Here is a 25838-nt window from a genome sequence, read left to right as displayed (position 1 = left end):
TCAACAATGAATAAAAAATTGAGCATGGTTGCCGCACTTTCGCTGGCACTGTCGGCCCAGAGTATGGCGGCTGAGCCCTTCACCTTCATGACGAACTGGTATGCCCAGGCAGAGCATGGTGGCTTCTACCAGGCGTTGGCGCAAAATCTGTATAAAGATGCAGGGCTGGACGTCACCATCAAAATGGGGGGCCCACAGGTGCATACCATGCAGTTGATGGCAGCCGGCCAAGCGGACTGTATCATCAGCGACAACATGCAGGCGCTGGAATCCTGGCAGCAAGGTGTCGAAGCCGTGCCTGTTGCCACCACTTTCCAGCATTCAGCGATTGCGTTTCTCACCCATCCTGACGTGAAAGATAAAGCCGATCTGCAGGGCAAAACCTTCCTACTGGCGGCGGAAGCCTATACCTCCTATTGGCCGTGGGCACAGAGTGCGCTGAACCTGAAAAACGCGCGCGTGCGTCCCTATACCTTCAGTATCCAGCCGTTCCTCGCAGACAAAACGCTGGTACAGCAGGGCTATATCACCTCTGAGCCCTTTGCGGTGCAAAAAGCCAATGCCCAGGCCAACGTGTATCCGATTAGCGACTGGGGCTACCCGCCGTATGGCAACAGCATCGTTTGTATGAAATCGACCATCGAAAAGCGTCCGCAAGCGGTCGCCGCCTTTGTTAAAGCCTCGATGCAGGGCTGGAAAAACTATCTGCAGGACCCAAGCGCCGGTAACGTCCTGATCAAGAAAGAGAACCCGCAGATGAGCGATGAGCAGATTGCTTTTGGTATCGCTCAGATGAAGAAATACCAGATGCTGACCGGCGGTGATGCGCAAACGGCGGGTATCGGGATTATCACCGAGCCGCGCCTGAAACAGACCTGGCAACTGCTGGTGGATAACAAACTGATCGATCCCGCCAAAGTGCCGTTTGAAGGCAGTTATACGCTGCAGTTCATTAAAGACGTCAAGGTCATGCCATGAACACCGCCAGCAAACTCACGCTGATGAACCACGATGGACAACCGGTGCCGCTGCCTGCGGCACCACCAGCGATTGAGGTGTTATCAGCAGAGAAAATTTATCCCAATGGCACACGGGCATTGCTGCCTGTGGATCTCACCATCCGACAGGGCGAGTTTGTTTCCCTGCTGGGACCGTCAGGGTGCGGCAAAAGTACTCTGCTGAAAATGATTGCCGGATTGATTGAGCCGACCGATGGCAAATTGATGCTGTTCCGTCGCGATCGTCGTGAGAATCAGCGCGATCTGCCGCTCTCCTTCGTGTTTCAGGAAGCCACACTTATGCCATGGAACAACGTGCATAAAAACGTCAGATTGCCGTTGGATTTAGCGGGCGTGCCTCGTGCCGAAGCCGATACCCGGGTACGTGAAATTCTGGAACTGGTTGGCCTCGGCCAGTTTGGTCACGTATTACCGCGTGAACTCTCAGGTGGCATGCAGATGCGTGTCTCAATTGCCCGTGGTTTGGTGACGCGCCCCAAAGTGCTGCTCATGGATGAGCCTTTTGGCGCGCTGGATGAGATTACCCGCAACAAACTGGACAGCGATCTGCTCGATTTATGGCAGGAGCAAAAACTCACGGTGGTGTTCGTGACGCACTCGATACAGGAAGCCGTGTTCCTGTCACAACGGGTGATCATGATGGCGGCGCGTCCCGGGCGGGTGGTGGACGATATCCGCATTGAAACCAGCATGCCGCGTGATGACGAATTCCGCGTTAGCCAACCGTTCACCCAATATGCACAACAGTTGCAGCGCGGCTTATTCGCTGCCAGCCAGGAGAGCAAAGCATGAAACCGCTCGCCGCCAGTCTCAAATTCCAGCAGTGGTTATTTCCGGCAATTGTCGCTGTAGCGATGCTGCTGCTGTGGCAGTTCCTCGTTACCGCGTTTAAGGTTCCTGCATTCCTGGTTCCTTCACCGGTTGTCGTCGCGCAAAGCCTGGTGCAGAACTTCCCTGCGTTATTTATGTCGTTGCTCTACACCTTGAAAATCACCGTGATCTCGTTTGTACTGGCGATCATCATCGGCTCCATCATTGCGTTTTTGCTGGTACAAAACCGTTTTATTGAGACCGCATTATTTCCTTATATCGTGTTTCTGCAAGTCACGCCGATTGTGGCCATCGCACCGCTGATCATTATCTGGGTGAAAGACACCACGATGTCGCTGGTGGTGTGCGCCACGCTGATGGCGGTATTCCCGATCATCTCCAACACTACACAGGGTCTGCGCAGTGTTTCGCCAGGTTTACTGAGTTACTTCAAATTAAACCATGCATCACGCCTGCAAATTCTGTTACGTCTGCGCGTCCCATCAGCTTTGCCCTATTTCTTTGGCGCGCTGCGCATCTCCAGCGGCTTGTCGCTGATTGGTGCGGTGGTCGCTGAGTTTGTCGCGGGAACCGGTGGTACCGATACCGGCCTGGCCTACCAGATTTTACAAGCGGGCTATCAGCTGAATATTCCGCTGATGTTTGCAGCGCTGCTGCTGATCTCCCTCGCGGGTTTCCTGCTGTTTGCCTTGATGTCATGGCTAACACGCCGCGTGCTGGCGGCATGGCATGAGAGCGAACTGAGCCCGAGTTAATTCATCCCAGCGGGCGGCTTGAAGGCCGCCCCACACGCCAAATAGTGATAGGAACTCAACATGTCTAATATCGATCGCCAGTCTGCACTGGCGGCGCTGGTCGCGGCGTTGCCTGAACTCGACTGGATCAAAGAGGCGCCGAAGGTCAAACGCCTGTCGCGTGATTTTCATTGGTTCAGCCCGGTGCTGAAACCGCAACTTGAAGAGAAGTTTGCCGAGTTGGCAGTGCGTCCGCGAGACGAAAATGAACTCAGCGCCGTGGTGGCTGCCTGCGCGAAAGCACGCATCCCGCTTAACCTGCGCGGCGGCGGTACCGGTAATTACGGTCAGCTGATTCCACTGGATGGCGGGGTGATGGTTGATATGACGCGTTTAAATGCCGTCACTGCGATGGGTACCGGGACAGTGCGTGCGCAAGCTGGCATTCGACTGGGCGATCTCGAAGCACACACCCGGCCGCATGGCTGGGAACTGCGCTGCATGCCATCCACCTGGAAAATCGCCACGCTGGGTGGCCTGTTTGGTGGTGGTTTTGGCGGCGTGGGGTCGATCAATTACGGACCGCTGGCCGCGCCAGGTAACGTGTTGTCCGTACGCATGATGACCATGGAGGAGACGCCGCGCATCATTACACTGCAAGCACCGGATGCGTTGCTGCTGCATCATGCCTATGGCAGTAACGGCATCGTGCTGGAGATAGAGCTGGCTCTGGCCCCTCGTCATGACTGGATTGAACGCCTGGATACCTTTGCCGATTTTGCCTCCGCGATGGCGTTCGCTGATGCCCTCGCCCGTTCACCAGGCTTAGTAAAGCGCCAAATCGCGGTGTTTGCCGCACCTATACTGGATTACTTCAGTGATTTAGCCGACGCCCAGGTTGCCGGTCAACATGGGGTGATATCGGTGGTCGGTAGCGAAAGTGATGCACTCCTGCCAAGCCTGTTAACGCAACACGCAGGGCGCAGTGCGTTGCATTACGCCGAAGGAGAAAACAGCGGTCACTCATTAATCGAATATTGCTGGAACCACACCACCCTGCAGGCGCTTAAGATCGACAAAACCCTGACCTATCTACAAACCGCCTATGCCGCAGATAATTACCACCAGCAGGCGCTGGATATGGAGTCACAACTCTCCGATGAGGTGATGTCACATATAGAGTTCTTACGTGATATGAACGGTACCCTCACCTGTAGTGGCCTGCCCTTAGTGCGTTACAGCAGTGAAGATCGGTTAAATGCCATTATGGATATTTACCGCAGCCATGGCGTCAAAATCAATAATCCCCACGTCATCCATATTGAAGATGGTAAACAAGGGATGGTGCGCGCCGATGTGGTGGCGATGAAACGCGCCTGCGATCCACATAATTTATTAAACCCTGGCAAATTGCGCGGCTGGGAAGTGCGTGAAACGTTACCGGAAGTGCATATTCCGGGCGTCAATTAGTTTTCTATTTGTTATTTACGGCAAGGCCGACTACTGGGTGATTATCTCACACAGATGGCCGCGCTTTGCTTTATTCAGACGGGTCTATCTATTTAGGGATCATGCAATGAGAGCACTAAAAAGTGTGGGGTTGATTGCGCTGTTTTTCCCCTTCGCGCCAGCGGCACTGGCAGCGACACAGAGCAATATTAGCAACTGCCAGTATGACGCCAGTGGCGTGGATAATTTTACGGATATTTTTACCTGTGGCACCGTGAGCGGCAGTTTACGTACGCTGTATTACTCCACGCACAACGCCTATTTCTCAAAAGGTTTTAACCAGGATACCGCCAGCTATGGTGGCAGCGTGAAATATGAAACCGCGCCGGCATATGGATTCCGTGCGGGCGTCAGCGCCATCTTTTTACGCGGCATTGATCATCCCGATGAAGCGCATACCATCAGTGATATTGGTGACAATCAAACCAATGTTGGTGAGGCCTATTTAAGCTGGCAGCAAGATGATTTCAAAATCACTGCGGGCGATCAACGTATCAATATTCCTTTTGTCGGTGACTACGACTGGCGTATTACGCCCATTCTGTTCCGTGGCGTCGATGCCAATTACGGCGACAGCACCAATTATCTACATGCAACCAAAGTGTGGCGTTATAAGCCTTGGGGCGATGACCAGTTCCTGGATACCACGGCGTATACCGATATCGATGAACGCACCAACGGCATGTGGGCGATAGGCGGCGGACGCGGCACACAGTGGGATAATAAAAAGCTCACTGGACAACTGTGGTATCAGGAATACGCTGACTATTCCCGCGTCGTCTACGGCGAAAGCCATTTGCAGTGGCAGGACACACTGTTCCAGCCGGATGTGGCGGTACAATTTATTCGTGGCACCAGTTTAGGCAAGGCGCTGGCCGGAGAGGTAAACAGCACCTCCTACGGTGCACAGTTGGCGCTGACCTTCACGTCCGCACTGAGTTGGAAGCTCGGCTATGATCACATCGCCGCTAGCCCTAACAGTTGGGGTAACGGTTCACTGGTGGTGCCTTACGCGCACAACAGTTCATCCGGTCCCTATTTCGCGCAGCCGTTCTTCACCAGTACGCAAGATTTGGGCAGCGGCAATGCCTATATGACCAACCTGAATTACGTGCTGAATGAAAACCTTTCGCTGGGTACGCAGTATTCGTTTATGGATCTGAAGCCCTCTGCACAGTCGGCGAGCATCAATCAGTCGGAATACCTGGTGTACTTTACCTGGGCGTTCAGCGGGGTGTTGAAAGGTCTGAGCCTGACCGATTTCGCTGGGGTGCAGACGTCTCCGTTGTATGATTCTCACTTCTGGCAGAACCGTTTGAGTTTGCAGTACGATTTTTAAATCTGCGGACAACGGAGCCAGCAGATACCCTTTGCTGGCTCTTTTTTTAAAATGGATCGGTAGCGCTTAAATATTCTATTGATTGCTCCTTACCATTTATCCATATTTTGACAAAGCGTCGCGTACGCCATTTTCCTGGTTCATACTCAACGGCTTTTTCAAATACTGGTCCACGCAGCAGTAGCTGTTTATTATCGTTATAACCAAAACCTACCTGAGCATTGCCGATCCAGTGTTGTTCAAAAGCCACGACCGGGGCGGCATCAAATTTTTGACCATCCGCATCAGAACACACAGTAAAACCTTTACGAAAAATAAAACACAGGCCTGACTGGTATCGATCCTTGCCGTTGGTCTCCACTTGCGCCGTGGCAAAACCGGTGTAAGGATTCAGTTTCACATACAGTTTAGTATGAGTGGCTCCACCTTCAATATGCACCTTGGCAACGGGGCAAGAACCCTCACCATACCAGCTACCGATAGTGTTCGCATTGTTACGACATTGAAGATAGATGTTCGCACAGCCTTCAGGAGAGCGGTAACTGTAATCAGTCTGAGTTTCACTTTGTGATAAAATTTGCGAAGTTCCCACAACACACACATGAATTTGTGTACCTTCGTCAGAAAAATTAAAATCCCCGATATAAAACCACTTAGCTTTATCCGTTCGGTTATCCATATGGTGTTGCGAGGTGATGTAATCGTAATTGAGGGAACCTTGAATAACCGCCCCCCAATCTGATATTTCCATTACCCCTCGGTCGCCCTCAGAAATCAGCGTCCAAGGCTCAATGCCTTCGGTGCTATAGTCAAAACCGGCGCTTTGGTTATGAATACTTTTCTGGATGATTAACGCTCGGCAATAACCTAATTTGAGTGGATTGGCAGTCGATTCGATGGCTAGTCCTTCAATCACCCACTGGCCATTAGTGAGATCCCCTGCATAATCTGAGTGCTCTATCCAGCCATTGTTAATAAACGATTGTGTACAGCGCGGTAAATCGAGCACGGGTTTGCTGGTGCCGCCCTGTAAATTAAAGTTGGAGAGTTCTATCGCTGTGCAATGATCCCATGCACCCTGTACCTGATCGGACCAACGTGCGTATACAATGCTGTCCTGGCAACCTCGTGAATAAAACTGATCGATTTTACAATCCAGCGTATCAATCAGATCCAGTGCACGCCCGCCCAGATAGCGAAACTCCATACTGCTCACGCGCAAAAACTGACCGCCGGTGATGATATTGGCGTAAAAGCCCACTTGGTTGAAGGCAGTGCCACCATCACCACCACTGTTAGAACTCATGCCTTTAACCACAAAACCCGAAATCTCTGCGTAACGCGCTTTCACCTTGAAGAAGTGCAATCCTCGCGGCGTGGTGTTCCAATTGAACACCAGCGTGGTGGTAGGGAAATAACCAAAGTTAACCGACGCACCTGCGACTTTAAAACGGTTAACCTCGGTTGCGGAGATATCAAAGGTAGACATGCTAAACACTCCGGCAGTAAAACGTATGCCGGCTGATGGCAGCACCCGCTGCGACCAGGTAAACATGCGTTTTACGGCATCCACACAATCGGTTTTACCATCCGCGACAGCCCCAAAATCCACTACCGTGACCGAGTTGTAGTCGAGGATGACGCGCTTCCAGCGTTTATTGTTGGGGCCAATAATCACTAAGCCACCGTCATCCACGCTAGTGGTATCTTTGGCGTCATAAACGAACACCCCACCGCCCATTTTGGTGCCTTTGGTATATTCCAGCACGGTAGCCAACTCCCCTCCGGTGGAAGGCTCGGTAGTTTTTAATGTGGCGATGTCGCTGACTTGAATAACCGGTGCGGTTGTCGCTGCAATGGTATTTTGCGATGTCGAAGCCATGGTGTACCCCTTAAATGTTAAGAGAAAATAACTGCACCCATGGAGTATAAGTATCTGATAGTTAATGTGTTGATGTGTACCAGGTTAACTGGAGGAGAAAAAATCAGCATGGGAATGGTGGCGGGACAAGACAATGATTGCACAATAAAAGCGCAGCGGCAGTTTGATATTTTACAGATAAATCGCAGTGAAATTATGGCTAATGGCGGCTCGATAATCATCTTTGCGCCGGGCTATTAGCATGAGAAGTCTTGAGCCGCTTATTGATTCATTCACTCATCAATAAGCGGCGATAAAGCGAATCGCGCACCCGCAATCTGATGGCTGGCACTGACTGTCAGAACGTGGCGTTTACCCCGAGGTTCCAGGTGACCTGGTGATAATCATTGTTACTGGCAACGGTGGAAACGCCTGCGAATGCGTTAACCGTGTCGCCCAACGGCACATTGGCCCCCACCGCCAGATCCAGCCAGTTTTTATCCCCTTCTGCTATCGCACGCGAGAATGATGTCTGGGTGGATTTCAGTCCGGCACGCACAGTGGATTCGGTATCACCAAACTGGTGGTTGTAGGTCACCTGCGCCCAGGGATTCACTACCCACTGCTGGCTATCGATACGCCAGCCAACCGCACCAATCTGTGAGTGCAGCGTTTGGTCGGAGAATCGCATAGAAGTACTGCTGTTGCCCTTTTCGCTGTAACCGCCCACACGACCATAATCCAGTGCATAGCTGGCAACCGGTCCGGTGGTGATATGCGTGCCTAATGGCAGATCCCAACCGGTTTGCACGCGCATCCCCAGCAGTTTACCACTGCTGTTGCCCTGCTCCTCGCGCGTGGCTGGGCCAATGGTGATCTTGCGCTCAATGCTGTCAAAATCGAGATCGGCATAGTGCAAATCGGCATTGACCCAACCCTGATCGAATACCGTTAACTGACTATAAAGCGCGACCAGATTACCGCGCAGCTTGTAATCGTATTTAGACGACGGATTCATCCGTTGATTGCTGTTGGAAAACAGCAGGCCGGTTTGCCAGTTATCGGTCAGCTGATAGCCAATCCCTAATGTCAGATTAGTGGTGTTTGCATCTCCGTCTCGCCAGCTATCACCTTGATAATCAACATGTTGACCGGCGTAGCCGCCGAATACGGTGAACTGTCCGCTGCTGGCGGGATTGCGACGTTGCTGTTGCAGATGACCATCCAGTGTATTGTGCATATCACGCGCCATCATCAACGTAGACTGCGACAGCGCCGCAACCTGTGCCGGGGCGTCAAGAATCGACTGGATATAGTCGGCCAGCATCGCATGCACTGCCGGGCTGGGATGCAGTCGGTCGGCAAACAGATAATTTTGCGCAGTGCTGAAACCGGCATCGGATGACTGACACGCATCCGCTGAAGTGCCCACCGGACATTCGATACCGATAGTATTACTCAAACCGTACTGAACGGGATTGGCAATGACCTCATTGAACAATCCGGCAATATCGACGCGCACAATATTGCCTTTCAACGCGGCCAGTTGCGCCTCTTCCTGCTGGTTATAGCCGTCGGATAACCCCGTTACCTGGGTACTCAGCGCCTGCCACGCGCTATACAACTGCTGCGCCAACGCGTCACGCACTGCTGGAATCGTAGAGACCTGGCCCGCCGCCACGTTAAACGCATCTTTGACCGCCTGTTCACGTGCTGCTGCATCCGGGGTCGCCGCACTGTCCAGTGACTGAAAAGCTGCCACGGTGGCAGCGTTCCCCAAGGTGCTTAACACCAACTGAACCATATAGGGCGTCAAGCCCAGTTGCGGGACGTTTGGCACAATTACCGCCCCCGCACCCGCATTCAGCAAGGTTTCCACCTGCGCGGCTGCCGACACGGCACTGTTGCTGATGGTTTCAGTTGCGGTCAGCGGATTGGTTACAGCAGCTGCAATGTCATTGGCACCGACCCAGTGAATATACAAACCATGACTGTCCGCTCGCCCGCCGGTGGATTGCAGATAGGCGGCGAGTTGATCCTGGGTGTTGAGTTGAGGGTCAAGTTCAGGCACCGCGACCGCGCCACCTTGTGCATAGTTACTGCCGCCCAGCTTCGACGCCTGCAGATTTTCACCCAAATGTGCCGCGAGGATTTCATCATACAGGGGATGTTGTGACCCATCGGCGGTGAAGCGGCCGATGTTGCCACTATCACTCAGGCTGTCGCCAAAGACGGTTAGGCTATCCCAGGCCTGTGACGCGGGGCTGGCAATCAGTGCCACGGCCACAGCGGCAGCCGATAACGCGTATCTACGGTTTTTCATCATCAACTCCATGATGGATCAGAAGCTAACCCCTGATCGCTTAAGAGTGGCCGTGCGCATTGTTCCGCAGCAACGCACGCCCGCAAGGTCGCATCAACGATGCAAAATGAGAATAAAGAGGCATGCCTTCAGAGTCGGGAACCCCACTCAAATTGATGGCATGCAGCAAACAAGGACGTTTAAGGTGTAGTTATAAGAAAGAGGTAAAACCAGTGGCAGGAGACAAAAATCGCAGCCAAATACGCTTAATTTGACTTAGGTAACATATTCTCGTTGATAGCGGCGCGGGTCTTTAATCACGGCCTAACTCAAAATCCTGACGTCCGTTTTGTGATCCACATTGTAGTACAATCGATATTTTTAGTACTACAATGATCTTCGTTATATTCTTTTCACTTGATATTGCACAGTCCCACACCAGTATTAAATGACACGATTAAAATAATAATAACAATCCCTGAATTCCTCCCTGCTTTGCGGGTAGGTTTTCTGCTGCCAAAAAAATTGAAGTCAATATTGAGGTTGATAATATGAGCAGTGATCTGTACAGCTCCACGCTGAAACAACTGAATAGCAAGATTATTCCATTTATCGTTATTTGCTATTTCGTTGCCAATCTCGATAAAACCAATATCTCTATTGCTGCCCTACAAATGAACGCGGACTTAGGACTTTCAACCAGCATGTATGGGCTGGGTGTTGGGATGTTTTATATTTCTTACATACTTTTTGAGATCCCCAGTAATGTGATAATGACCAAAGTGGGCGCACGTCGATGGATTGCGCGAATCATGATCACTTGGGGAATTGTCGGTGTTGGCATGGCGTTTGTTAATAGCGCTAACCAACTGTATGTTATGCGATTTTTACTCGGCATGGCGGAGGCAGGATTTGCACCCGGCATTATCTATTATATTTCGTGCTGGTTTCCCAAAAGCAATCGAGCACGTGCCATGTCATTTTTTTATATGGGGTCGGTAGCTGCCTCTATCATTGGTCTGCCGATATCGGGCGCGATTCTAAATATGCATGGATTAGCAGATATTGCCGGTTGGCGTTGGCTCTTTGCGCTGGAAGGTATTCCGGCGATCATTCTTGGATGTGTCGTACTGTTTCGCCTCCCCGATTCGCCAGAACACGCGCCATGGTTGAATTCAACTCAAAAGTCATGGTTACGTCAGCGTCTTGAACAAGATAATGATGGCGTTGAGATCGGTAAAAATCATTCATGGCTTAATGCATTAAAAGACAGAACCGTACTGTTGCTTAGCCTGGTGTGGTTCCTGCAGGCGTTTGGTTCGATTGGCATCACCCTTTTTATGCCACTTATTATTAAAAGCATGGCAGTAGATCAGAGTAATTTCGTTATCGGTTTACTCTCCGCCGTGCCTTTTATCATGGCTTGTCTCTTCATGTATTTTAACGGCCGTCATTCAGACAAAACGCTAGAGCGCAGCTGGCATTTGGGGCTGCCACTTATCTTCTCGGGACTGGCGCTTACAGCGGCCATCTATTCTTCAAATTTATGGCTCTCCTATGTGCTGTTGGTACTCACTGTCGGCTTCAATTTTGCCCTGACGCCGATCTTTTGGGCAGTGACCACAGAGAAGCTGGCAGGGGTGGCCGCCGCGGCATCAATCGCTTTCATCAATACGGTGGCCAATTTTGTTGGGTTAGGCTTGCCCCCAGTGTTGGGAAAACTCAAAGATATGAGCCATAGTTATCATTCCGGTTTACTGATTGTCGCACTGGCACTGATTTTGGGAGGAATTCTTGGCATTATTGCCTCGCGTCCACCTAAAGATCGGTTGAAAAATCTGGCTTATCTTGGGTCAGGCAAGTGATCGCCTTTTTAATGTATTTCAATTAAATCTTCTAGAATACGTGCCGATAATTAAGTAGATTTTACCAAAGCGAACCCTGTGTCGGTTCGCTTATCACAACATCAGGCAAACATAACTCAATAACCCCTGCCTGCGTTCGCGCAGAGAAACACCGTCGTCAGATGAAGTGTTCGGCTTAGGGAAATTCAGCGGCGCGGCGTAGGCTGCACGCATTATGTTCAACGACATAATCTCGCCTGAGGTCACACATGTTTGGGGTGAAGAAATCCAGCCTTTCTCTGCCATTTTATAAAAGTGGCGATGTCATCAAGGATATCAATGCGATAAAGCAGCATGTAGCATGGATTGAGTTTTCGCCTGCTGGCGAAATTCTCAGCGCCAATCAGCAATTTCTTGACGTCACCGGCTACACACTGCATGAAATTCAGGGGCAGCATCACCGTATTTTCTGTAGTCCCGCTTATGCCCAATCCTCGGACTATTACGCTTTCTGGCAAACGCTGGCATCGGGCGAGTCGGTTACCGGTATTTTTGAACGCTACAACAAGCAGCGGCAGCGCTTCTATTTGAGCGCTACCTATTTCCCGGTGAGCGATGACAAGGGCAAAGTCTACAAGGTGATTAAAGTCGCCACCGACATCACCGCACGTCATCAGGAGCTGGAGCAAAAAGAGGCGGTGATCACCGCGCTCGACCGCTCAATGGCGGTGATTGAATTTACCCCCGACGGGCACATTCTGACTGCCAATGCCAATTTCCTGACGCATATGGGTTATGATCTAAAGTCGATAGTTGGTCAGCATCATCGTCTGTTTTGTTTCGACAATTTTTACCGTGAAAACCCCGACTTCTGGCGCAAAATCGGCAAAGGGCAGCACTTTGTCGGACGCTTTGAACGCAAAACAGCGGGCGGTGAACGTATTTGGTTAGAGGCGAGTTATAACCCGGTACTGGATGCCGATGGCAAAGTATATAAAGTCATTAAAATCGCCTCCGATATTACTGCGCGTGTTGAAGCAGCCAAACGCGTGGCCGATATTGCGCTCACGACTTCCGGACAAACATCCCAAATCACTGATAACGCTAACGAGGTGCTGGAAGAGACCATCCGCAACTCCGGGTTGGTAGCCGTGCAGGTCAATGCCGCGACAGAAATTGGTATTCAGCTTAATGAATCCGCGAAAAGCATTAATGAAGTGGTTGAGACCATTAACCTGATTGCTTCGCAAACCAATATTCTGGCGCTGAATGCCGCCATTGAAGCCGCACGCGCGGGTGAAGCAGGACGTGGTTTTAGCGTGGTGGCTGATGAAGTCCGTCGTCTGGCGGCATCGACTTCCAGCGCCACAAAGAAGATTACCCAAGTCGTGGAGCACAATGCCCGATTGATTCAGCAAATGGATCAACAGCTGGAGGAAGTGAAGCAGTTCGTGGTCACCGAGCAGGACAAAATCAGCGTGCTGTCACGCAGCCTGCGCGAGATCAACAGCGGCGTACATGAATTTGTGAACGTGATTCATCGTTTGGATGTTTAGCAATAAAGTGTATAGGCCAACCGTTGAACGTAGGGGCGAGCTTTGGCGTACCCGCTGCGAGTTTGTGCGGCCTTAAGGCCAATGCTTGTCAGCAAAGAACTCAGGCTGCTTATTGATAAAGTGGCCTGTCTTTTCTGAGCGGGCTCTGCCGCCACTACTGCCCCCTCTGGGCCGTCCTCGCGCCGCTAAAGCGGTACCTTCGACTTTCACGTCGTGCCGGACGGACCGTTCGCGGATGACCATCCATGGTCGGCCGCGAACTGCCCCACGCCTCCCCGCGTGGGGCTCCTGGCCCAACGTAAAAGTCTCAGCGCTGCGGATAACCCTGAGGGGGCAGCAGAGGCGTCATGGCCTCAGACAACGTGCCCTTTTTGACAACCCGCACTGAAGCCAATGAGCTGGCTGGGGCCGCACCGGGGCTGGCATTCCGCAGCGCTGAGCTGAGCGAGTATGCCAGGAGAGCCCGCAGGACGCGGGCGAAAGGTGGCGCTGGAACATGGATGTTCCATCGGCACCGGTCCGTTAAGGCAGATGAGTGAAGTGAAGGTACCGCGTAGCGGCGCGAGGACCGCCAGCCCCGGTGCGACTCCAGACGGCGTAATCGTCAGTCGCCTACCTGACAATCATTAGGCCTAAAGACCGCCCCTACAGTGCATAAATTGCGGGTAAAACTGAGTTAAATGCGAACCGCGATGCTTTATTACATCTCACATCATCTGCGGTTCGCGAATCGCGTTGCCTTTGGCAAAGCGTGACAAGCTGTACGGTGTGGCATCGGTGAACACCGGTTGGTTGTTTACCATCTGCGCACACAGCAGACCGGCGCCAGGTCCAATACCGAAACCGTGACCGCTGAATCCTGATGCAATAAACAGCCCCGGCACATTCGCCATCTCATCAATAACCGGCACTAAATCGGGCGTGGTATCGATCCAGCCACCCCAGGCATGATCGATTTTGATGCCGTTCAATTCGGGATAGAGCTGAACCAGGGTTTGCATCGCTTCCTGCAAAATACCGTTGTCCGGCGCCGGGTCCAGCACGCGAATCCTCTCGAACGGTGAAATACCCTGGTTTGACCAAGAACCCGCCGCTTCTGGGCCATTAAAGAAGGAACCGTTAATGCGCACCTTGAGTTTCTTAGCGATTTTACTGCGATACATTGGATAGAACTTGGTGGCATAGCGGATGTTTTGTGGTGCCAGATCGATCTGTCCACGACCGGACAGCGCGACGGTGTAGCTGCCGTCCTGGCGGCGGCGAATACATAAACTGCCGGTGCTGAGGCACCCTTTGATCACCTCCGGCGCAGCAGTGGTTTTAAACGCCGTCCCGAGAATATTGGCGCTGGGCATCTCAATGCCGTACTGTTTGCAGAAGCGTGAACTCCAGGCCCCGCCGCAGCAAATCACCCGATTCGCTTTGACTAAGCCGCGCTCGGTCCAGACGCCCGTTACGCGCCCGCCGCTGATATCCAAACCCCGTACCGCGCAATTTTGATGCACCGAAGCACCCAAATTTTTTGCCCCAGTGGCAATCGCTGGCGCGGCCATGGAAGGTTCCGCTTTGCCATCGCTCGGCGACCACACGCCGCCGACCCAGGCAGCATTATCACCAATGCGATCCCGCGCTTCTTTTGCCGTCATCAAATGACTGACGAAACCTATTTGTTGCGCCTGTTTGCCCCATGCTTCCCAGCGCGCCAGATCGCTTTCACTCAAGGTGCCATAGGTAATACCCTGGCGGCTAAAACCCAAATCAAGACCGATTTCACTGCTTAACGCATCCCAGCGCTGCAGGCTGCGTATTGCCATCGGCAATTCATACAGATCGCGGTTTTGCTGACGTACCCAGCCCCAGTTTCGTCCGGACTGTTCTCCGCCGATCACGCCCTTCTCAAACAGGGCGACCGACACACCTTGCTTTGCCAGTTCATAGCTGACGGAGGTGCCAATGATGCCGCCGCCAATGACGATGACATCCACGGCGGTAGGAAACGTTTCACTGTCGGCTACTGCATTAACCTTGATATGCATGCTGTTTAATCCTGCCATTTATAAATGGTGTTCAGAGGGGATGTGCATAATCCACAACACTCTGGCGTCGTTGGCGGTATGGTTAAAAATGTTGTGAGGCAAGTGGCTTTGGAATTGAAAGCTGTCACCCGGCGTGAGGAGTGCGGTATCCCCGTCAATCTCCAGCGTCAACTCGCCTTCCATCACCAGACCCGCTTTCTCCCCCTTTCCCATCAGCATCTCATCGGAACGAACACCCGGCGGTATGTTGATGAACATAAACTGCAAATCATGATCGCCTGACGGAGAGAGCATCTCTTTCGATATCCCGCGCTTGCCCACATTAAAGTGCGGGCGCTCCACGGCGCGACGAACATAGTGCTCAGCGCCGCGCAGTGTCGACTCGCTCTCTTCAAGAAAAGCCGTCAGGGGCACCTTCAGTACCAGCCGTAATTGCTCAAGAACGCGCACAGTTGGATTGGTCAGATTGCGTTCAATCTGGCTAATCGCACCCGAGGAGACATTGGCGAGCAGCGCCAGTTCCGTAATAGTCATATTGCGCGCCTTGCGGATGCGTTTCAGGCGCGTTCCAATATCCGCTTCCTGCGCGCCGGCTACTTCATCGCTGATTCGTTCTTTTTTCATTCCCTGTCACCCATCACGCACTTTTGTCTTGCAGAACAGATTACGGCATACCCCATTTGGATTTAATGGTCTGCAACGTGCCGTCATCTTTCATGCTGGTCAGCGCGCTATTAATCTGCGCCATTAAGGCATCGTTGCCTTTTTTCACACCAAAGGCCATCGGGGAGACATGCTCCGGCACATATCCATCCACCACATGCATGCCTTTCAACCCGCCCGCTTTCTCCTGCGCCTTGAGGATCGGATAGTCATTCATTCCGGCGGCAATACGACCCAGCGAGAGATCCCGTGTCATATCGGCTGGGCTGTCATACACCTTCACCTCTTTAGCGATACCACTGGCCATCAGGCTTTGGGTGTAGTCGGTTCCTGCCATCGTCCCCACCACTTCACCCTTCACATCCTGCCAGGAGTGATAAGCTTTTTTATTGTCATCACGCACCACCAACCCGGCGCCAAAGGCCGTCACTGGTTGAGAGAAAGTGATGCGTTTCGCCCGCTCTTCAGTTGGCGTCATTCCGGCCACAATCATGTCGATTTTCCCGGCAATCACCGATTGAATCAGGGTTGAAAACGGTATCGCCGTATAGTTGATATCCAGATGCTCACGCTTCGCCACTTCTGCCGCCACATCCGGCATAAAGCCCTCAATTTTACCGGTCTGCGTATTCAGAAACGTGGTTGGGGCACTGGAAGGGGGAGACCCCGCCGTCAATGCTGCCGCACTGGCATGAGCACAGAATACAGCCGCAAGGCTGACAATCATTAACCGGGTACGATTAGCCGACATATCTCACTCCTGTATGCAATGAAAGGGATGGCGTTCTTTTTCACTATAATGAAAATATGCATCATGCTGTCAACGTTTTATTTGATGAAAAGGCTTTACCTCACAGATTATTGATAAAGCCTTTGATTTCGCTGAATTTCAAATCTATAGCTTGTTCATATGGACATAATAAGTAAACGCTATCTCTCGAATGAGAGTATTCATTGACAGCAATCCGCTAACAACGATATTCATTATAATGAAATCACCAGCCCATTTTGCCCGGTGATGCAACCACGCAGGAGAAGATGATGGACTGGAGCAGTATCCACGTTTATCTGCCCTTTTTATTGAAAGGGGCTGAAATGACGATTTACATCACCCTTTTGTCGCTGATTATCAGTACTCCTTTGGGCTTACTTTTTGCTGCAGCAAAAATGTGTCCGTGGAAAATAATCTCCTGGCCCGTTGCCATCATTATTAATATCACTCGCGGTCTACCGATGATCGTGGTGCTGTTTTATATCTATTTTGTTTTTCCCGATATTGGTATCACCCTCACCTCTTTTCAGGCCAGTGTGATTGGCATTGCCTTCTGTTTTGCGACCTATATTGCTGAGATTTTCCGTTCCGGCATTGAATCGGTGGATCGTGGCCAACTTGAAGCCGCTCGCTCAATGGGCATGGGTTTCGGCAAAGCGATGCGCCGCGTGGTGTTGCCGCAGGCGTTTCATGTTGCCTTGCCCCCCTTCAGCAACACCCTGGTGATGATGCTGAAAGATTCTGCGCTGGCCTCGACGATTGCGGTCACCGAAATGACCCGCCAGGGCCAACTGATTGCCGCCTCTACATTCGATAACACCACGGTGTATACGCTGGTCGCGCTTCTCTACTTAGTGCTGTGCATGCCGTTGCTGGCGCTGACTAAAAAGCTGGAAAAGCGCCAGATTAAAGGAGCTTGAGATGATCGAGATACGCGATGTACACAAAAAATTTGGTCATATCGAAGTCCTCAAAGGCGTGAGTTTTACCGTCAGTGAAGGTGAGGTGGTCTGTTTGATTGGGCCTTCAGGCTCCGGAAAATCCACCATTTTGCGCTGCATTAACGGCCTTGAGACTTATGAAGGTGGCGAGATCAACGTGCTGGGCCAGCGCGTGAATAACAAACACAAAAGCATCAATGATCTACGCCGTCAGATCGGCATGGTGTTTCAACGGTTCAATCTGTTCCCGCACCGCAGCGTATTAGAGAACGTGATGGAAGGGCCGATTCACGTTAACGGCGAGTCACGCAACGTTGCCGAGCAACGCGCCAAAGACTTGCTGGCAATGGTCGGACTGGCCGAAAAAATTAACGCCTGGCCCACCCAACTCTCTGGCGGCCAACAGCAGCGCGTGGCGATTGCCCGGACGCTGGCACTGCAACCCAAAGCCATCCTGTTTGATGAGCCCACTTCAGCCCTCGACCCCGAGCTGGTCGGCGAAGTGCTGCAAGTGATGCGCAATCTGGCGCGCGAAGGGATGACAATGATTGTCGTCACTCATGAAATGCAATTCGCCCGTGAAGTGGCCGATCGCGTCTGTTTCCTGCACAGCGGACAGATTGTTGAGCAAGGTGCAGCCGAAAACGTCCTGTTGCGACCACAGGAAGCACGCACGCAAGATTTCCTGCGCCGCGTGCTCGGCAATACCACCGCACAGCCCTGCGCTTGCTGCCAAACCGCGTCGTAATCTGCGACGAAAGTTTCTGCTTAAGCCACGTGGATAACGATGCAAAAGTGTTATCCACGTGGCGATAAATGCATTTCTGTCTCAATCCCATTCTTTATTCTGAATCACGCAGTCACATCCTTTGAGGTCATCCTCTTCACTTAATGTCAGGGAACATAGCGTAATGAAAGTGCAGAAAATTGAACAAGCCGCCGCAATTAAAGAAATGGAACCCTGGGGCACAGTTGAAGGCTTACCGGGCAGCGGGACTATTCCTCTGTCTGGCATTCAAAAAGTGATTCCGGGCAAAGAAGATATCGATACCGGTATCTTCGAATGTGCGGTCGGCTCCTATCGTCGCTCGGTAAAACAGGCCGAAATCATGCATTTTCTCAACGGCAACGGCTCATTTACGCCAGATGGTGAGGCCACGCTCAATTTTAAACCCGGTGATTCATTCTTCTTCGAAGCCAACACCGAGGGAACATGGGTTATTGAGAGCACCATGCGTAAGCTGTATGTCATTTTTGACGCCAGCTAAGCATAACCCTGCGTGTTTTTGACAACACGCACCAAACCTAATGAACAACCAGCGAACCCTGTTTGTTTCTAACAATGCGCACCAAGGCTGAAGAGCAGGCTGGGGCCGCACAGGGGCAGGCATTCCGCAGCGCTGAACGGAGAGAGTATGCCAGGAGAGCCCGCAGGACGCGGGCGAAAGGTGGCGCTGGAACATGGATGTTCCATCGGCACCGGTCCGTAAGGCAGACGAGTGCAGTGAAGGCACCGCGTAGCGGCGCGAGGACCGCCGGCCCCTGTGCGGCCCCAGACTGCGTACCCGCTGTACTGCCTACCCGCCATTGATAATGAGCCCCTTAAAATTCAGAGACCCCGTCCCTGTCCCACCACAGTGCAAATCCCCCTCCACTGCACCAGCAAAACTCAGATCGCCTACTTATCACCCATCAAAAAAACCCTTTAATTCAACAACAAAAATAAATGGCACACCGCTTGCTATGAGATTGGTAGAGATGTTGGACCAATTAAGGCAGGCGGCATGCATTCACCGATTGAGCTTCAACCGATTATCACGCCACGCAGCGACTCGCTGATCCTCGATGCGCTCACTCGCTATATGGCGCAATCTGGCGCACAACCAGGCAGCCGCTTGCCACCGGAACGCGTGCTGGCTGAAAAGCTAGGGGTAAGCCGTAACACCGTGCGTGAAGCGCTCAAACGTTGGGAGGCGCTAGGCATCATCCTGCGCAAAAAAGGCAGCGGCACCTTTTTACAGGCGGAGGTCGGCATCAATGACAGCTTCCTGTCGCTGCGATTCAAAAATGACTCCGTCAACATGCTGCACGCGCTGGAAGTCCGGCGCATCATCGAATCCGAATCCTGCGTACTGGCAGCACAACGTGCCACGGCTGAAGACCTCAAAGAGATCGAACGGCGTCTGGACGAAATGGAACGCGTGCATCTGGCCATCGGGTCGGCAGGCATCCAGGACTGGGCCTTTCATACCAGCATCTACCGCGCGGCAGGCAACCCTCTCCTGCTGCAAATGCTCAACGGCGTCTATGACAGCATGCATGCGTTTTTCGAATCACCGCCGGAGCAGGCGCTATTCGCCGACTCCTTCCCCCTACACCGTGAACTATTCAATGCCATCAACCAGCGTGATGACGTCTCTGCGCGCGCCATTTGCCACCAAATTCTCGATATCACTGAACGCGACATGAAGGATGTAATCAATGCAAAGCGATAAGCCTGTCTCGCAACAAACGCTATTAACCCACGATACACGTCATGAAAAAGGTGCGGTCACACCGCCGATCTACCAGTCATCGCTGTTCACTTTTAGTGACTACGACAGCATGATTGCCCGCTTCCGTGGAGAGAGTGACCAGCCGCTCTACTCTCGCGTGGACAACCCCACCGTCAAAGCATTGCAGGACAAAGTGGCCGCATTAGAAGGCGGAGAAGCGTGCCTGGCCTTTGGCAGCGGCATGGCGGCCATCAGTAATGCCATCCTCAGCGTGCTGCAACCCGGCGCAAAAGTGGTATGCGTCAATCACGTCTACCCTGACACCTATCGCTTCCTGCGCGGCTTCTGCCAGCGGTTTGGTATCACCACAGAATTTGTCGACGGTGATGACGAAGCGGCAATACGCGCTGCGCTACCAGGAGCCAGCCTGCTCTATCTGGAAAGCCCGGTCAGTTGGGTGATGAGTGAATTAAACCTCAACAAACTGGCGACGCTGGCGCGTGATGCCGGGGCCGTCACCATCATCGATAACAGCTGGGCATCGCCCATCTTCCAGCAGCCGTTACTGTGCGGGATCGATATCGTGGTGCACTCCGCATCGAAATACATCAGCGGCCACAGCGATGTGGTAGCGGGTTTGGTGATCGCCAGCCAGCAGCACATCAACAACATCGCCCGTCACATCAGCCCATTCCTGGGAGGAAAACTCTCTGCCCATGAAGCCTCGCTGCTGATGCGCGGTCTGCGCACGCTGCCCATACGCATGAAACACCACCATCAAAGCGGTATGGCGCTGGCCGAGCAGTTACACGCCCATCCGCAAGTCACGGCGGTGTGTCATCCGGGACTTCAGCCACAGCCCTGGTCCACGCTGCGCGGGTACAGCGGCTTGTTTGCTTTCGAAGTCACTGAGCAGATCGATATCCCGGTCTTTTGCAACGCCCTCCAGCTGTTCCATATGGGCGTGAGCTGGGGTGGATTTGAAAGTCTGGTGATGCCAGCCGTCTCAGTCATCAACCAGGCCAGTGAATTCAACTCTGCTGTCGATTTTGGCGTCTCTCCACGTTTGATCCGCATCTCGATTGGATTAGAAGAGACCGACGACCTGTGGGCCGACCTGCAACAGGCCCTTGCTACCGCCACGCGTGCGTAAACACCTCCAGGAGAATCTGCAATGACAACCCGTTTCGCTTTAAAAGCACTGGTTTTAGCCGTTGGATTGGGTTCAGCGTTCAGCAGTATGGCTGCAAAACTCACCGTGGTTGAGGTGATCACCAGCCCGCCGCGCACTGAACTGCTGCAGAAAATGCTGGATGAATACAAAACAGAACATCCTGGAACCGAGATTGAGTTGATATCGCTGCCGTGGGGTCAGGCATTCGAAAAACTGGGCACCATGCTGCAAAGCGGGCAAGTGCCCGATGTAGTGGAAATGCCCGACACCTGGCAAGGGCTCTACGCCAGCAACAATATGCTGGTGGATCTCGAACCTCGGCTTAAAAGCTGGGATGGCACGGCGCAGTTAACCGACAAAACCCTGGCGATGGCGCGTGCCGCCAACGGTAAAGCCACCATGGTGCCTTACGGCTTCTATCTGCGTGCCCTGTTCTGGAATAAAAAACTGTTCCAGCAGGCCGGTTTAAGCGAGCCGCCGAAAACCATGGATGAGTTCGCCAGCGATGCTAAGCGCATCAGTCAGTTGGGTAACGGTATCAGCGGCTACTGTATGCGCGGCGGTGTCGGTGGGACAAATGCCTGGATGATGTTTATGGCGGCCATGAATGGCTCACCGGACTTCTTCGACAAAGCAGGCAACAGCACCCTGACCCAACCCGGCGCTCTCAAGGGCGCGCAGTTGCTGGTGGACATGTATAAGCAAGGTGGCGCACCGAAAGACAGCGTGAACTGGGGCTTTAACGAGATCGTTTCCGGCTTCTATTCCGGTAAATGCGCGATGCTGGATCAGGACCCTGACGCATTAATTGCGATCAAAAACAGCATGGCCGCTGATGATTTTGCTGTCGCGCCGATGCCGGTCGGGCCTTCGGGTAAAGCCTTCCCCACCATTGGCTACACCGGCTGGGCGATGTTTAAACAGGGCAAACAACAAGATCTCGCCTGGCCGCTGATCACCTTCCTGAGTAACAAAACCAACAACCTCGCGTGGGCAAAATTCGTTGGCACCTTGCCGATCTATAAAGGTGCCGAACAGGACCCGTTCTACCAGACACCGCAATTTGCTGGCTGGTTCAAGGAACTAAACGATCCCAACTATGTGCCACTGACCATGCCGACTCACCTGAAGGGCTGGGGTTATTTCAACTCCGTGATCGTCAAGGAGAGCAGCCAGGAAACCTTGTTAGGTGAAAACGACACGGAAGACATGGTGAAAGACTGGGCGAAATACCTCACTAAAGAGCAGAAAAGCTGGCTCGCCACGCAATAATTTAACGCAGCGCGGAGAACAATGATGATGCTTGAAACTTCACTGCCCGCCAGCTCTCCGCGCCCGCGCTATGCGCGCTGGCTGCGGCTGGCTGAACCCTGGTTTTATCTCTCACCAGGCTTACTGCTGATCGCCCTGTTTATCTTTGTTCCGATGGCGATCGGTATCTCATATGCGTTCCAGAGCATGAACCTGCTCAATCCGATGGATTCCGGTTGGGTCGGCTGGGACAACTTTGCTGAGATGTTTGATGACCGGCGCTTCTTTAAGGCGCTTGGGCACACGCTTAACTGGACGCTCAGTTCCCTACTGCTGCAATTCCTTTTCGGCCTCGCCCTGGCCTTGCTGCTCAATCGCGAATTTCGTTTTCGTCGCTGGGTACAGGCGCTGGTGTTTTTACCCTGGGCAGTACCCGCCTTCCTCTCGGGTCTGACGTGGTCATGGCTGCTCAACCCGGTGGTGGGTCCGCTGCCACAATGGCTGAGTGACCTGGGATTGCTCAGTGAGCCTTATAACATTCTCTCCGATCCCCAACTGGCCATGTGGGGGCCGATCATCGCTAACGTGTGGTTTGGCATCCCGTTCTTTGCCATCACGCTGCTGGCGGCGTTGCAATCCATCCCGAAAGACCTGTATGAAGCCGCCTCGATAGACGGTGCCAGCGGTTGGCAACAGTTCTGCCGAGTCACACTGCCGTTCCTGGCGCCAATGATCGCCATCACCGTGATGTTGCGTACCATCTGGATTGCGAATTTCGCCGATCTGATTGTAGTGATGACCGACGGCGGCCCCGCAGGATCGACCTCGATTCTCTCCAGCTACATCTTTACCACCGCCTACCGCAAACTTGACTTTGGTTATGCCTCGGCGATGGCGGTATTCCTGTTGCTGCTGATGACCTGTTACGCGTTGGTATTGCTGCGTATCCGCCATCAACTGCTGAAATAAGGAGAGCCTATGAAATTGTTACCGCTGATCGGACATCGCTTCAGTATCGCGTTGTACTTACTGTTCGCGCTGTTTCCGTTGTACTGGATCATCAAAATCTCGGTGACCCCGGATCAGCTGCTGTTTAGCCAGGGCGTCACGTTGTGGCCGAAAGGCTTTACGCTCGGTCATTTCCAGAAAGTGCTGACTGACAGTGATTTCCCGACGTTTTTCAGTAACAGCCTGATCGTTTCTTTTAGCACCGCATTGCTTACCACCTTGATTGCCACCGGCGCAGGCTACGCGTTCTCACGTTTTCAATTTCGCGGCAAAGTGGTGATGGCGGCACTGTTGCTGTTCACCCAGATGTTCCCGCTGGTCATGATCATTGCGCCGATCTATCGCGTGATGGCCCCGCTGGGGCTGACCAACAGTCTGTTGGGCCTGATCCTGATCTACACCGCGTTCAACGTGCCGTTTGCCACCTTTTTGATGCAGTCATTTTTTGATGCTATACCCAAAGACCTCGAAGAGTCGGCGATGCTGGAGGGCTGTACTCGTTTTCAGGCGCTGTATCGCGTTTTAGTGCCGCTCACACTGCCGGGCATGGCCGCTACGCTGGGGTTTGTCTTTACCGCGGCATGGAGCGAGTTGCTGTTCTCGCTAATGCTAATCAACAAAAACGAAGTGATGACCTTCCCGGTGGGACTGCTCAGCTTCGTCTCTAAGTTTGCCGTTTCCTGGGGCGAGATGATGGCAGCAGCGGTGATGGCACTGATTCCCGCCTGTCTGTTCTTTGCCTTTATTCAACGTTATCTGGTTCAGGGTCTCACCGCTGGCGCGGTTAAGGGGTAATACATGGCAGAAATTACACTGGCGCAGATCGACAAACGCTACGGCAATGTTGAAGTGCTGCGCGATATCAACCTGACCATCAACGACGGCGAGTTCGTGGTGCTGGTAGGGCCGTCCGGCTGTGGCAAATCGACGCTGCTGCGTACCATCGCCGGATTAGAACTGGCGAGTGGCGGCGATATCCGCATCGGCAAACAGCTGATGAACGATGTTGCGCCCAAGGATCGTGATATCTCGATGGTGTTTCAAAGCTATGCGCTCTATCCGCACCTCACCGTGGCGCGCAATATGGGCTTTAGCCTGGAGATTCAAAAGCGTCCACGCGCAGAGATAGAAGAGAAAGTGAAACGCGCAGCGGATATTCTGAATTTGACGCATCTACTGGATCGTCGACCAAAAGAGCTGTCTGGCGGGCAGCGTCAGCGTGTGGCTATGGGCCGTGCCATTGTGCGTCAGCCGCAGGTATTTCTGTTTGATGAACCCCTTTCCAACCTGGATGCTCAGTTGCGCGGCAAGATGCGCGTGGAGATTAAACGTCTGCACCAGCAAATGAACAACACCATCGTGTATGTCACACACGACCAGGTCGAAGCAATGACATTGGCCGACCGCATTGTGGTGCTTAATCATGGTGTGATTCAGCAGGTGGGTACACCGTTAGAACTCTACGACACGCCGACCAATAAGTTTGTCGCCAGCTTTATCGGTTCGCCCTCCATGAACTTTATCAACGGCGTGGTCAGCCGCGATGGGGTGCGCATCAGTGACAACACCTGTCTGCCTGCTAATCCCACATGGGCCGTTCAGCAGGATGGCCGTGAAGTGATTTACGGTATCCGCCCTGAAAACATCGCGCTGGCTGCGGCGGACGCGGCTCACGCCTTACCGCTTGAAGTGTCGCTGGTCGAACCCACCGGCTTATCTGAGTTGATTCATGGCACGATTCACGGCCATGACGTGATGCTGTTTACCACCCTGCGTTCCGGTGCTGCACCCGGCGATATTATCCCGGTGGAAATGGATTACTCACGCGCCATGCTGTTTGACGCCGCGTCGCAAAAGCGTTTGTAGTTCTTGCGCGTTGCGATGTGCGCAACACGGTGTTGCCGGGTTACGTTTACCTGTCGTGCCCGGCAGATGGTAGTTTTGATGCTATGGCATTTCGCCACAGTGACAGATAAAGGAACCCTATGAGCATCATCAACCCCGCCGGTCTAAAAGCGCGTAGCTATTACAATCACGTGAAAATTCGGCCTGGCACGCCGGTGTTTCCTACCGGTCAGGTTGCCTGGGATGCCGAAGGCAATGTGGTGGGCATCGGTGATATGCAGCAGCAGGTTGAGCAGGTTTACGCCAATATTGATCTGCTCCTGGAGGGGTTAGGCGCGCAACGTGACTGGATTGTGCGCACCACGACTTACGTCACTGATTTAGCGCTGGTGCCACACATCCATCCAGTACGGCAACGTTTTTTTGCCGGACTGGAATTGCCCGCCAGTACGCTGTTTCAAATTTCAGCACTGGCAGAACCGGAACTGTTGCTAGAGATTGATGTGGTGATTATGGTTCCGTAACACTGATGGGGGCTTTAATCCTGGTGCGCATCAAGGTACAACCGGGCACATGGGTAACAGATCAGACCGGGCACATAGGTAACACTTTTGTGCTCAGTCGATTCGAATAATACTTCTTTCTGCCCGGTCATAAT

At 52.8% G+C, this 25838-nt stretch carries 23 protein-coding genes; 17 read left to right on the top strand and 6 right to left on the bottom strand.

All coding sequences use genetic code 11. The features are described from left to right. Window positions 1-6: 6 nt before the first annotated feature. The 5 genes from ACPUC8_RS06800 to ACPUC8_RS06780 all read left to right on the top strand — a co-directional run bounded on the left by ACPUC8_RS06800 (window position 7) and on the right by ACPUC8_RS06780 (window position 5432). Window positions 7-978: an ABC transporter substrate-binding protein gene (locus tag ACPUC8_RS06800; protein ID WP_039332878.1), complete on the top strand. Its 972-nt coding sequence runs from the start codon at window positions 7-9 to the stop codon at window positions 976-978. Then, complete coding sequence (locus ACPUC8_RS06795) at window positions 975-1811, top strand: ABC transporter ATP-binding protein (protein WP_494925867.1); 837 nt, start codon at window positions 975-977, stop codon at window positions 1809-1811. Before ACPUC8_RS06800 ends, ACPUC8_RS06795 begins: the two co-directional genes overlap by 4 nt. Beyond that, window positions 1808-2605, top strand: a complete 798-nt coding sequence (locus ACPUC8_RS06790) for an ABC transporter permease (RefSeq protein ID WP_058973426.1) — start codon at window positions 1808-1810, stop codon at window positions 2603-2605. The genes ACPUC8_RS06795 and ACPUC8_RS06790 overlap by 4 nt, the downstream gene beginning before the upstream one ends. 60 nt (window positions 2606-2665) lie before the next feature. Beyond that, a complete protein-coding gene (locus ACPUC8_RS06785; RefSeq protein ID WP_494925866.1) occupies window positions 2666-4054 on the top strand; it encodes an FAD-binding oxidoreductase in 1389 nt (462 codons plus the stop codon). Window positions 4055-4160: 106 nt separating this feature from the next. Beyond that, window positions 4161-5432, top strand: a complete 1272-nt coding sequence (locus ACPUC8_RS06780) for a TonB-dependent receptor (RefSeq protein ID WP_494925865.1) — start codon at window positions 4161-4163, stop codon at window positions 5430-5432. 46 nt (window positions 5433-5478) lie between these two features. Here the strand turns inward: ACPUC8_RS06780 and ACPUC8_RS06775 are convergent, their stop codons facing one another. Continuing rightward, on the bottom strand, window positions 5479-7314 hold the full coding sequence (locus tag ACPUC8_RS06775) for a putative phage tail protein (RefSeq protein ID WP_494925864.1): 1836 nt from the start codon (window positions 7312-7314) through the stop codon (window positions 5479-5481). A 337-nt stretch (window positions 7315-7651) separates the two neighbouring features. Further along, complete coding sequence (locus tag ACPUC8_RS06770) at window positions 7652-9616, bottom strand: autotransporter outer membrane beta-barrel domain-containing protein (RefSeq protein WP_494925863.1); 1965 nt, start codon at window positions 9614-9616, stop codon at window positions 7652-7654. Between the two features lie 530 nt (window positions 9617-10146). Here ACPUC8_RS06770 and ACPUC8_RS06765 point away from each other — a divergent pair. Next, a complete protein-coding gene (locus ACPUC8_RS06765; RefSeq protein ID WP_058973419.1) occupies window positions 10147-11460 on the top strand; it encodes an MFS transporter in 1314 nt (437 codons plus the stop codon). A gap of 93 nt (window positions 11461-11553) precedes the next feature. Here the strand turns inward: ACPUC8_RS06765 and ACPUC8_RS06760 are convergent, their stop codons facing one another. Further along, on the bottom strand, window positions 11554-11688 hold the full coding sequence (locus ACPUC8_RS06760; RefSeq protein ID WP_268810645.1) for a hypothetical protein: 135 nt from the start codon (window positions 11686-11688) through the stop codon (window positions 11554-11556). Window positions 11689-11708: 20 nt separating this feature from the next. On the opposite strand from ACPUC8_RS06760, the gene ACPUC8_RS06755 reads away from it, so the two are divergent. Further along, the gene (locus ACPUC8_RS06755; protein ID WP_494925862.1) at window positions 11709-12995 is read left to right on the top strand and encodes a methyl-accepting chemotaxis protein; all 1287 of its coding nucleotides are present in this window, start codon (window positions 11709-11711) and stop codon (window positions 12993-12995) included. A gap of 707 nt (window positions 12996-13702) precedes the next feature. Here ACPUC8_RS06755 and ACPUC8_RS06750 read toward each other — a convergent pair. From ACPUC8_RS06750 to ACPUC8_RS06740, 3 genes are read right to left on the bottom strand one after another with little or no spacing between them, the layout of a single operon-like run. Beyond that, on the bottom strand, window positions 13703-15031 hold the full coding sequence (locus tag ACPUC8_RS06750) for an NAD(P)/FAD-dependent oxidoreductase (protein ID WP_494925861.1): 1329 nt from the start codon (window positions 15029-15031) through the stop codon (window positions 13703-13705). Window positions 15032-15049: 18 nt separating this feature from the next. After that, entirely contained in the window at window positions 15050-15655 is a 606-nt protein-coding gene (locus ACPUC8_RS06745; protein WP_039335899.1) for a cupin domain-containing protein, read from the bottom strand. 40 nt (window positions 15656-15695) lie between these two features. Then, the gene (locus ACPUC8_RS06740) at window positions 15696-16445 is read right to left on the bottom strand and encodes an ABC transporter substrate-binding protein (RefSeq protein ID WP_494925860.1); all 750 of its coding nucleotides are present in this window, start codon (window positions 16443-16445) and stop codon (window positions 15696-15698) included. Window positions 16446-16735: 290 nt separating this feature from the next. Here ACPUC8_RS06740 and ACPUC8_RS06735 point away from each other — a divergent pair, with 290 nt between their 5' ends. From ACPUC8_RS06735 to ACPUC8_RS06690, 10 genes are all read left to right on the top strand, one after another. After that, window positions 16736-17386 carry an amino acid ABC transporter permease gene (locus tag ACPUC8_RS06735; RefSeq protein WP_039335894.1) on the top strand — a complete coding sequence of 217 codons (651 nt, stop codon included), beginning with the start codon at window positions 16736-16738 and terminating at the stop codon, window positions 17384-17386. 1 nt (window position 17387) lies between these two features. Next, on the top strand, window positions 17388-18155 hold the full coding sequence (locus ACPUC8_RS06730; protein ID WP_058973412.1) for an amino acid ABC transporter ATP-binding protein: 768 nt from the start codon (window positions 17388-17390) through the stop codon (window positions 18153-18155). Between the two features lie 163 nt (window positions 18156-18318). After that, on the top strand, window positions 18319-18675 hold the full coding sequence (locus tag ACPUC8_RS06725) for a cupin domain-containing protein (RefSeq protein ID WP_058973411.1): 357 nt from the start codon (window positions 18319-18321) through the stop codon (window positions 18673-18675). Window positions 18676-19191: 516 nt separating this feature from the next. Next, the gene (locus ACPUC8_RS06720) at window positions 19192-19902 is read left to right on the top strand and encodes a FadR/GntR family transcriptional regulator (RefSeq protein ID WP_494925859.1); all 711 of its coding nucleotides are present in this window, start codon (window positions 19192-19194) and stop codon (window positions 19900-19902) included. Continuing rightward, window positions 19889-21055 carry a PLP-dependent transferase gene (locus ACPUC8_RS06715; RefSeq protein WP_494925858.1) on the top strand — a complete coding sequence of 389 codons (1167 nt, stop codon included), beginning with the start codon at window positions 19889-19891 and terminating at the stop codon, window positions 21053-21055. Before ACPUC8_RS06720 ends, ACPUC8_RS06715 begins: the two co-directional genes overlap by 14 nt. A 21-nt stretch (window positions 21056-21076) precedes the next feature. Further along, window positions 21077-22348 (top strand): ABC transporter substrate-binding protein, encoded by a 1272-nt coding sequence (locus tag ACPUC8_RS06710; RefSeq protein WP_039337423.1) that lies wholly within the window; start codon window positions 21077-21079, stop codon window positions 22346-22348. 24 nt (window positions 22349-22372) lie between these two features. Continuing rightward, window positions 22373-23296 carry a carbohydrate ABC transporter permease gene (locus ACPUC8_RS06705; RefSeq protein ID WP_494925857.1) on the top strand — a complete coding sequence of 308 codons (924 nt, stop codon included), beginning with the start codon at window positions 22373-22375 and terminating at the stop codon, window positions 23294-23296. Window positions 23297-23305: 9 nt separating this feature from the next. Beyond that, window positions 23306-24130: a carbohydrate ABC transporter permease gene (locus tag ACPUC8_RS06700; RefSeq protein WP_058972412.1), complete on the top strand. Its 825-nt coding sequence runs from the start codon at window positions 23306-23308 to the stop codon at window positions 24128-24130. A gap of 3 nt (window positions 24131-24133) precedes the next feature. Beyond that, window positions 24134-25201 (top strand): ABC transporter ATP-binding protein, encoded by a 1068-nt coding sequence (locus ACPUC8_RS06695; RefSeq protein ID WP_494925856.1) that lies wholly within the window; start codon window positions 24134-24136, stop codon window positions 25199-25201. Window positions 25202-25320: 119 nt separating this feature from the next. Beyond that, window positions 25321-25704, top strand: coding sequence for a RidA family protein (locus tag ACPUC8_RS06690; protein WP_039337496.1), 384 nt, complete (start codon window positions 25321-25323; stop codon window positions 25702-25704). Window positions 25705-25838 lie beyond the last annotated feature (134 nt).

The organism is Pantoea sp. CFCC18177 (genome assembly GCF_059412425.1).
Note: the sequence above shows the minus strand (reverse complement) of the source record. Positions and strands in the feature narration are given on the sequence as shown.

Bases quoted from the DNA above. Each gene is read 5' to 3' on its own strand.
- ACPUC8_RS06800 (WP_039332878.1), top strand. From the start codon at position 7: ATGAATAAAAAATTGAGCATGGTTGCCGCACTTTCGCTGGCACTGTCG.
- ACPUC8_RS06795 (WP_494925867.1), top strand. From the start codon at position 975: ATGAACACCGCCAGCAAACTCACGCTGATGAACCACGATGGACAACCG.
- ACPUC8_RS06790 (WP_058973426.1), top strand. From the start codon at position 1,808: ATGAAACCGCTCGCCGCCAGTCTCAAATTCCAGCAGTGGTTATTTCCG.
- ACPUC8_RS06785 (WP_494925866.1), top strand. From the start codon at position 2,666: ATGTCTAATATCGATCGCCAGTCTGCACTGGCGGCGCTGGTCGCGGCG.
- ACPUC8_RS06780 (WP_494925865.1), top strand. From the start codon at position 4,161: ATGAGAGCACTAAAAAGTGTGGGGTTGATTGCGCTGTTTTTCCCCTTC.
- ACPUC8_RS06775 (WP_494925864.1), bottom strand. From the start codon at position 7,314: ATGGCTTCGACATCGCAAAATACCATTGCAGCGACAACCGCACCGGTT.
- ACPUC8_RS06770 (WP_494925863.1), bottom strand. From the start codon at position 9,616: ATGAAAAACCGTAGATACGCGTTATCGGCTGCCGCTGTGGCCGTGGCA.
- ACPUC8_RS06765 (WP_058973419.1), top strand. From the start codon at position 10,147: ATGAGCAGTGATCTGTACAGCTCCACGCTGAAACAACTGAATAGCAAG.
- ACPUC8_RS06760 (WP_268810645.1), bottom strand. From the start codon at position 11,688: ATGTCGTTGAACATAATGCGTGCAGCCTACGCCGCGCCGCTGAATTTC.
- ACPUC8_RS06755 (WP_494925862.1), top strand. From the start codon at position 11,709: ATGTTTGGGGTGAAGAAATCCAGCCTTTCTCTGCCATTTTATAAAAGT.
- ACPUC8_RS06750 (WP_494925861.1), bottom strand. From the start codon at position 15,031: ATGCATATCAAGGTTAATGCAGTAGCCGACAGTGAAACGTTTCCTACC.
- ACPUC8_RS06745 (WP_039335899.1), bottom strand. From the start codon at position 15,655: ATGAAAAAAGAACGAATCAGCGATGAAGTAGCCGGCGCGCAGGAAGCG.
- ACPUC8_RS06740 (WP_494925860.1), bottom strand. From the start codon at position 16,445: ATGTCGGCTAATCGTACCCGGTTAATGATTGTCAGCCTTGCGGCTGTA.
- ACPUC8_RS06735 (WP_039335894.1), top strand. From the start codon at position 16,736: ATGGACTGGAGCAGTATCCACGTTTATCTGCCCTTTTTATTGAAAGGG.
- ACPUC8_RS06730 (WP_058973412.1), top strand. From the start codon at position 17,388: ATGATCGAGATACGCGATGTACACAAAAAATTTGGTCATATCGAAGTC.
- ACPUC8_RS06725 (WP_058973411.1), top strand. From the start codon at position 18,319: ATGAAAGTGCAGAAAATTGAACAAGCCGCCGCAATTAAAGAAATGGAA.
- ACPUC8_RS06720 (WP_494925859.1), top strand. From the start codon at position 19,192: ATGCATTCACCGATTGAGCTTCAACCGATTATCACGCCACGCAGCGAC.
- ACPUC8_RS06715 (WP_494925858.1), top strand. From the start codon at position 19,889: ATGCAAAGCGATAAGCCTGTCTCGCAACAAACGCTATTAACCCACGAT.
- ACPUC8_RS06710 (WP_039337423.1), top strand. From the start codon at position 21,077: ATGACAACCCGTTTCGCTTTAAAAGCACTGGTTTTAGCCGTTGGATTG.
- ACPUC8_RS06705 (WP_494925857.1), top strand. From the start codon at position 22,373: ATGATGCTTGAAACTTCACTGCCCGCCAGCTCTCCGCGCCCGCGCTAT.
- ACPUC8_RS06700 (WP_058972412.1), top strand. From the start codon at position 23,306: ATGAAATTGTTACCGCTGATCGGACATCGCTTCAGTATCGCGTTGTAC.
- ACPUC8_RS06695 (WP_494925856.1), top strand. From the start codon at position 24,134: ATGGCAGAAATTACACTGGCGCAGATCGACAAACGCTACGGCAATGTT.
- ACPUC8_RS06690 (WP_039337496.1), top strand. From the start codon at position 25,321: ATGAGCATCATCAACCCCGCCGGTCTAAAAGCGCGTAGCTATTACAAT.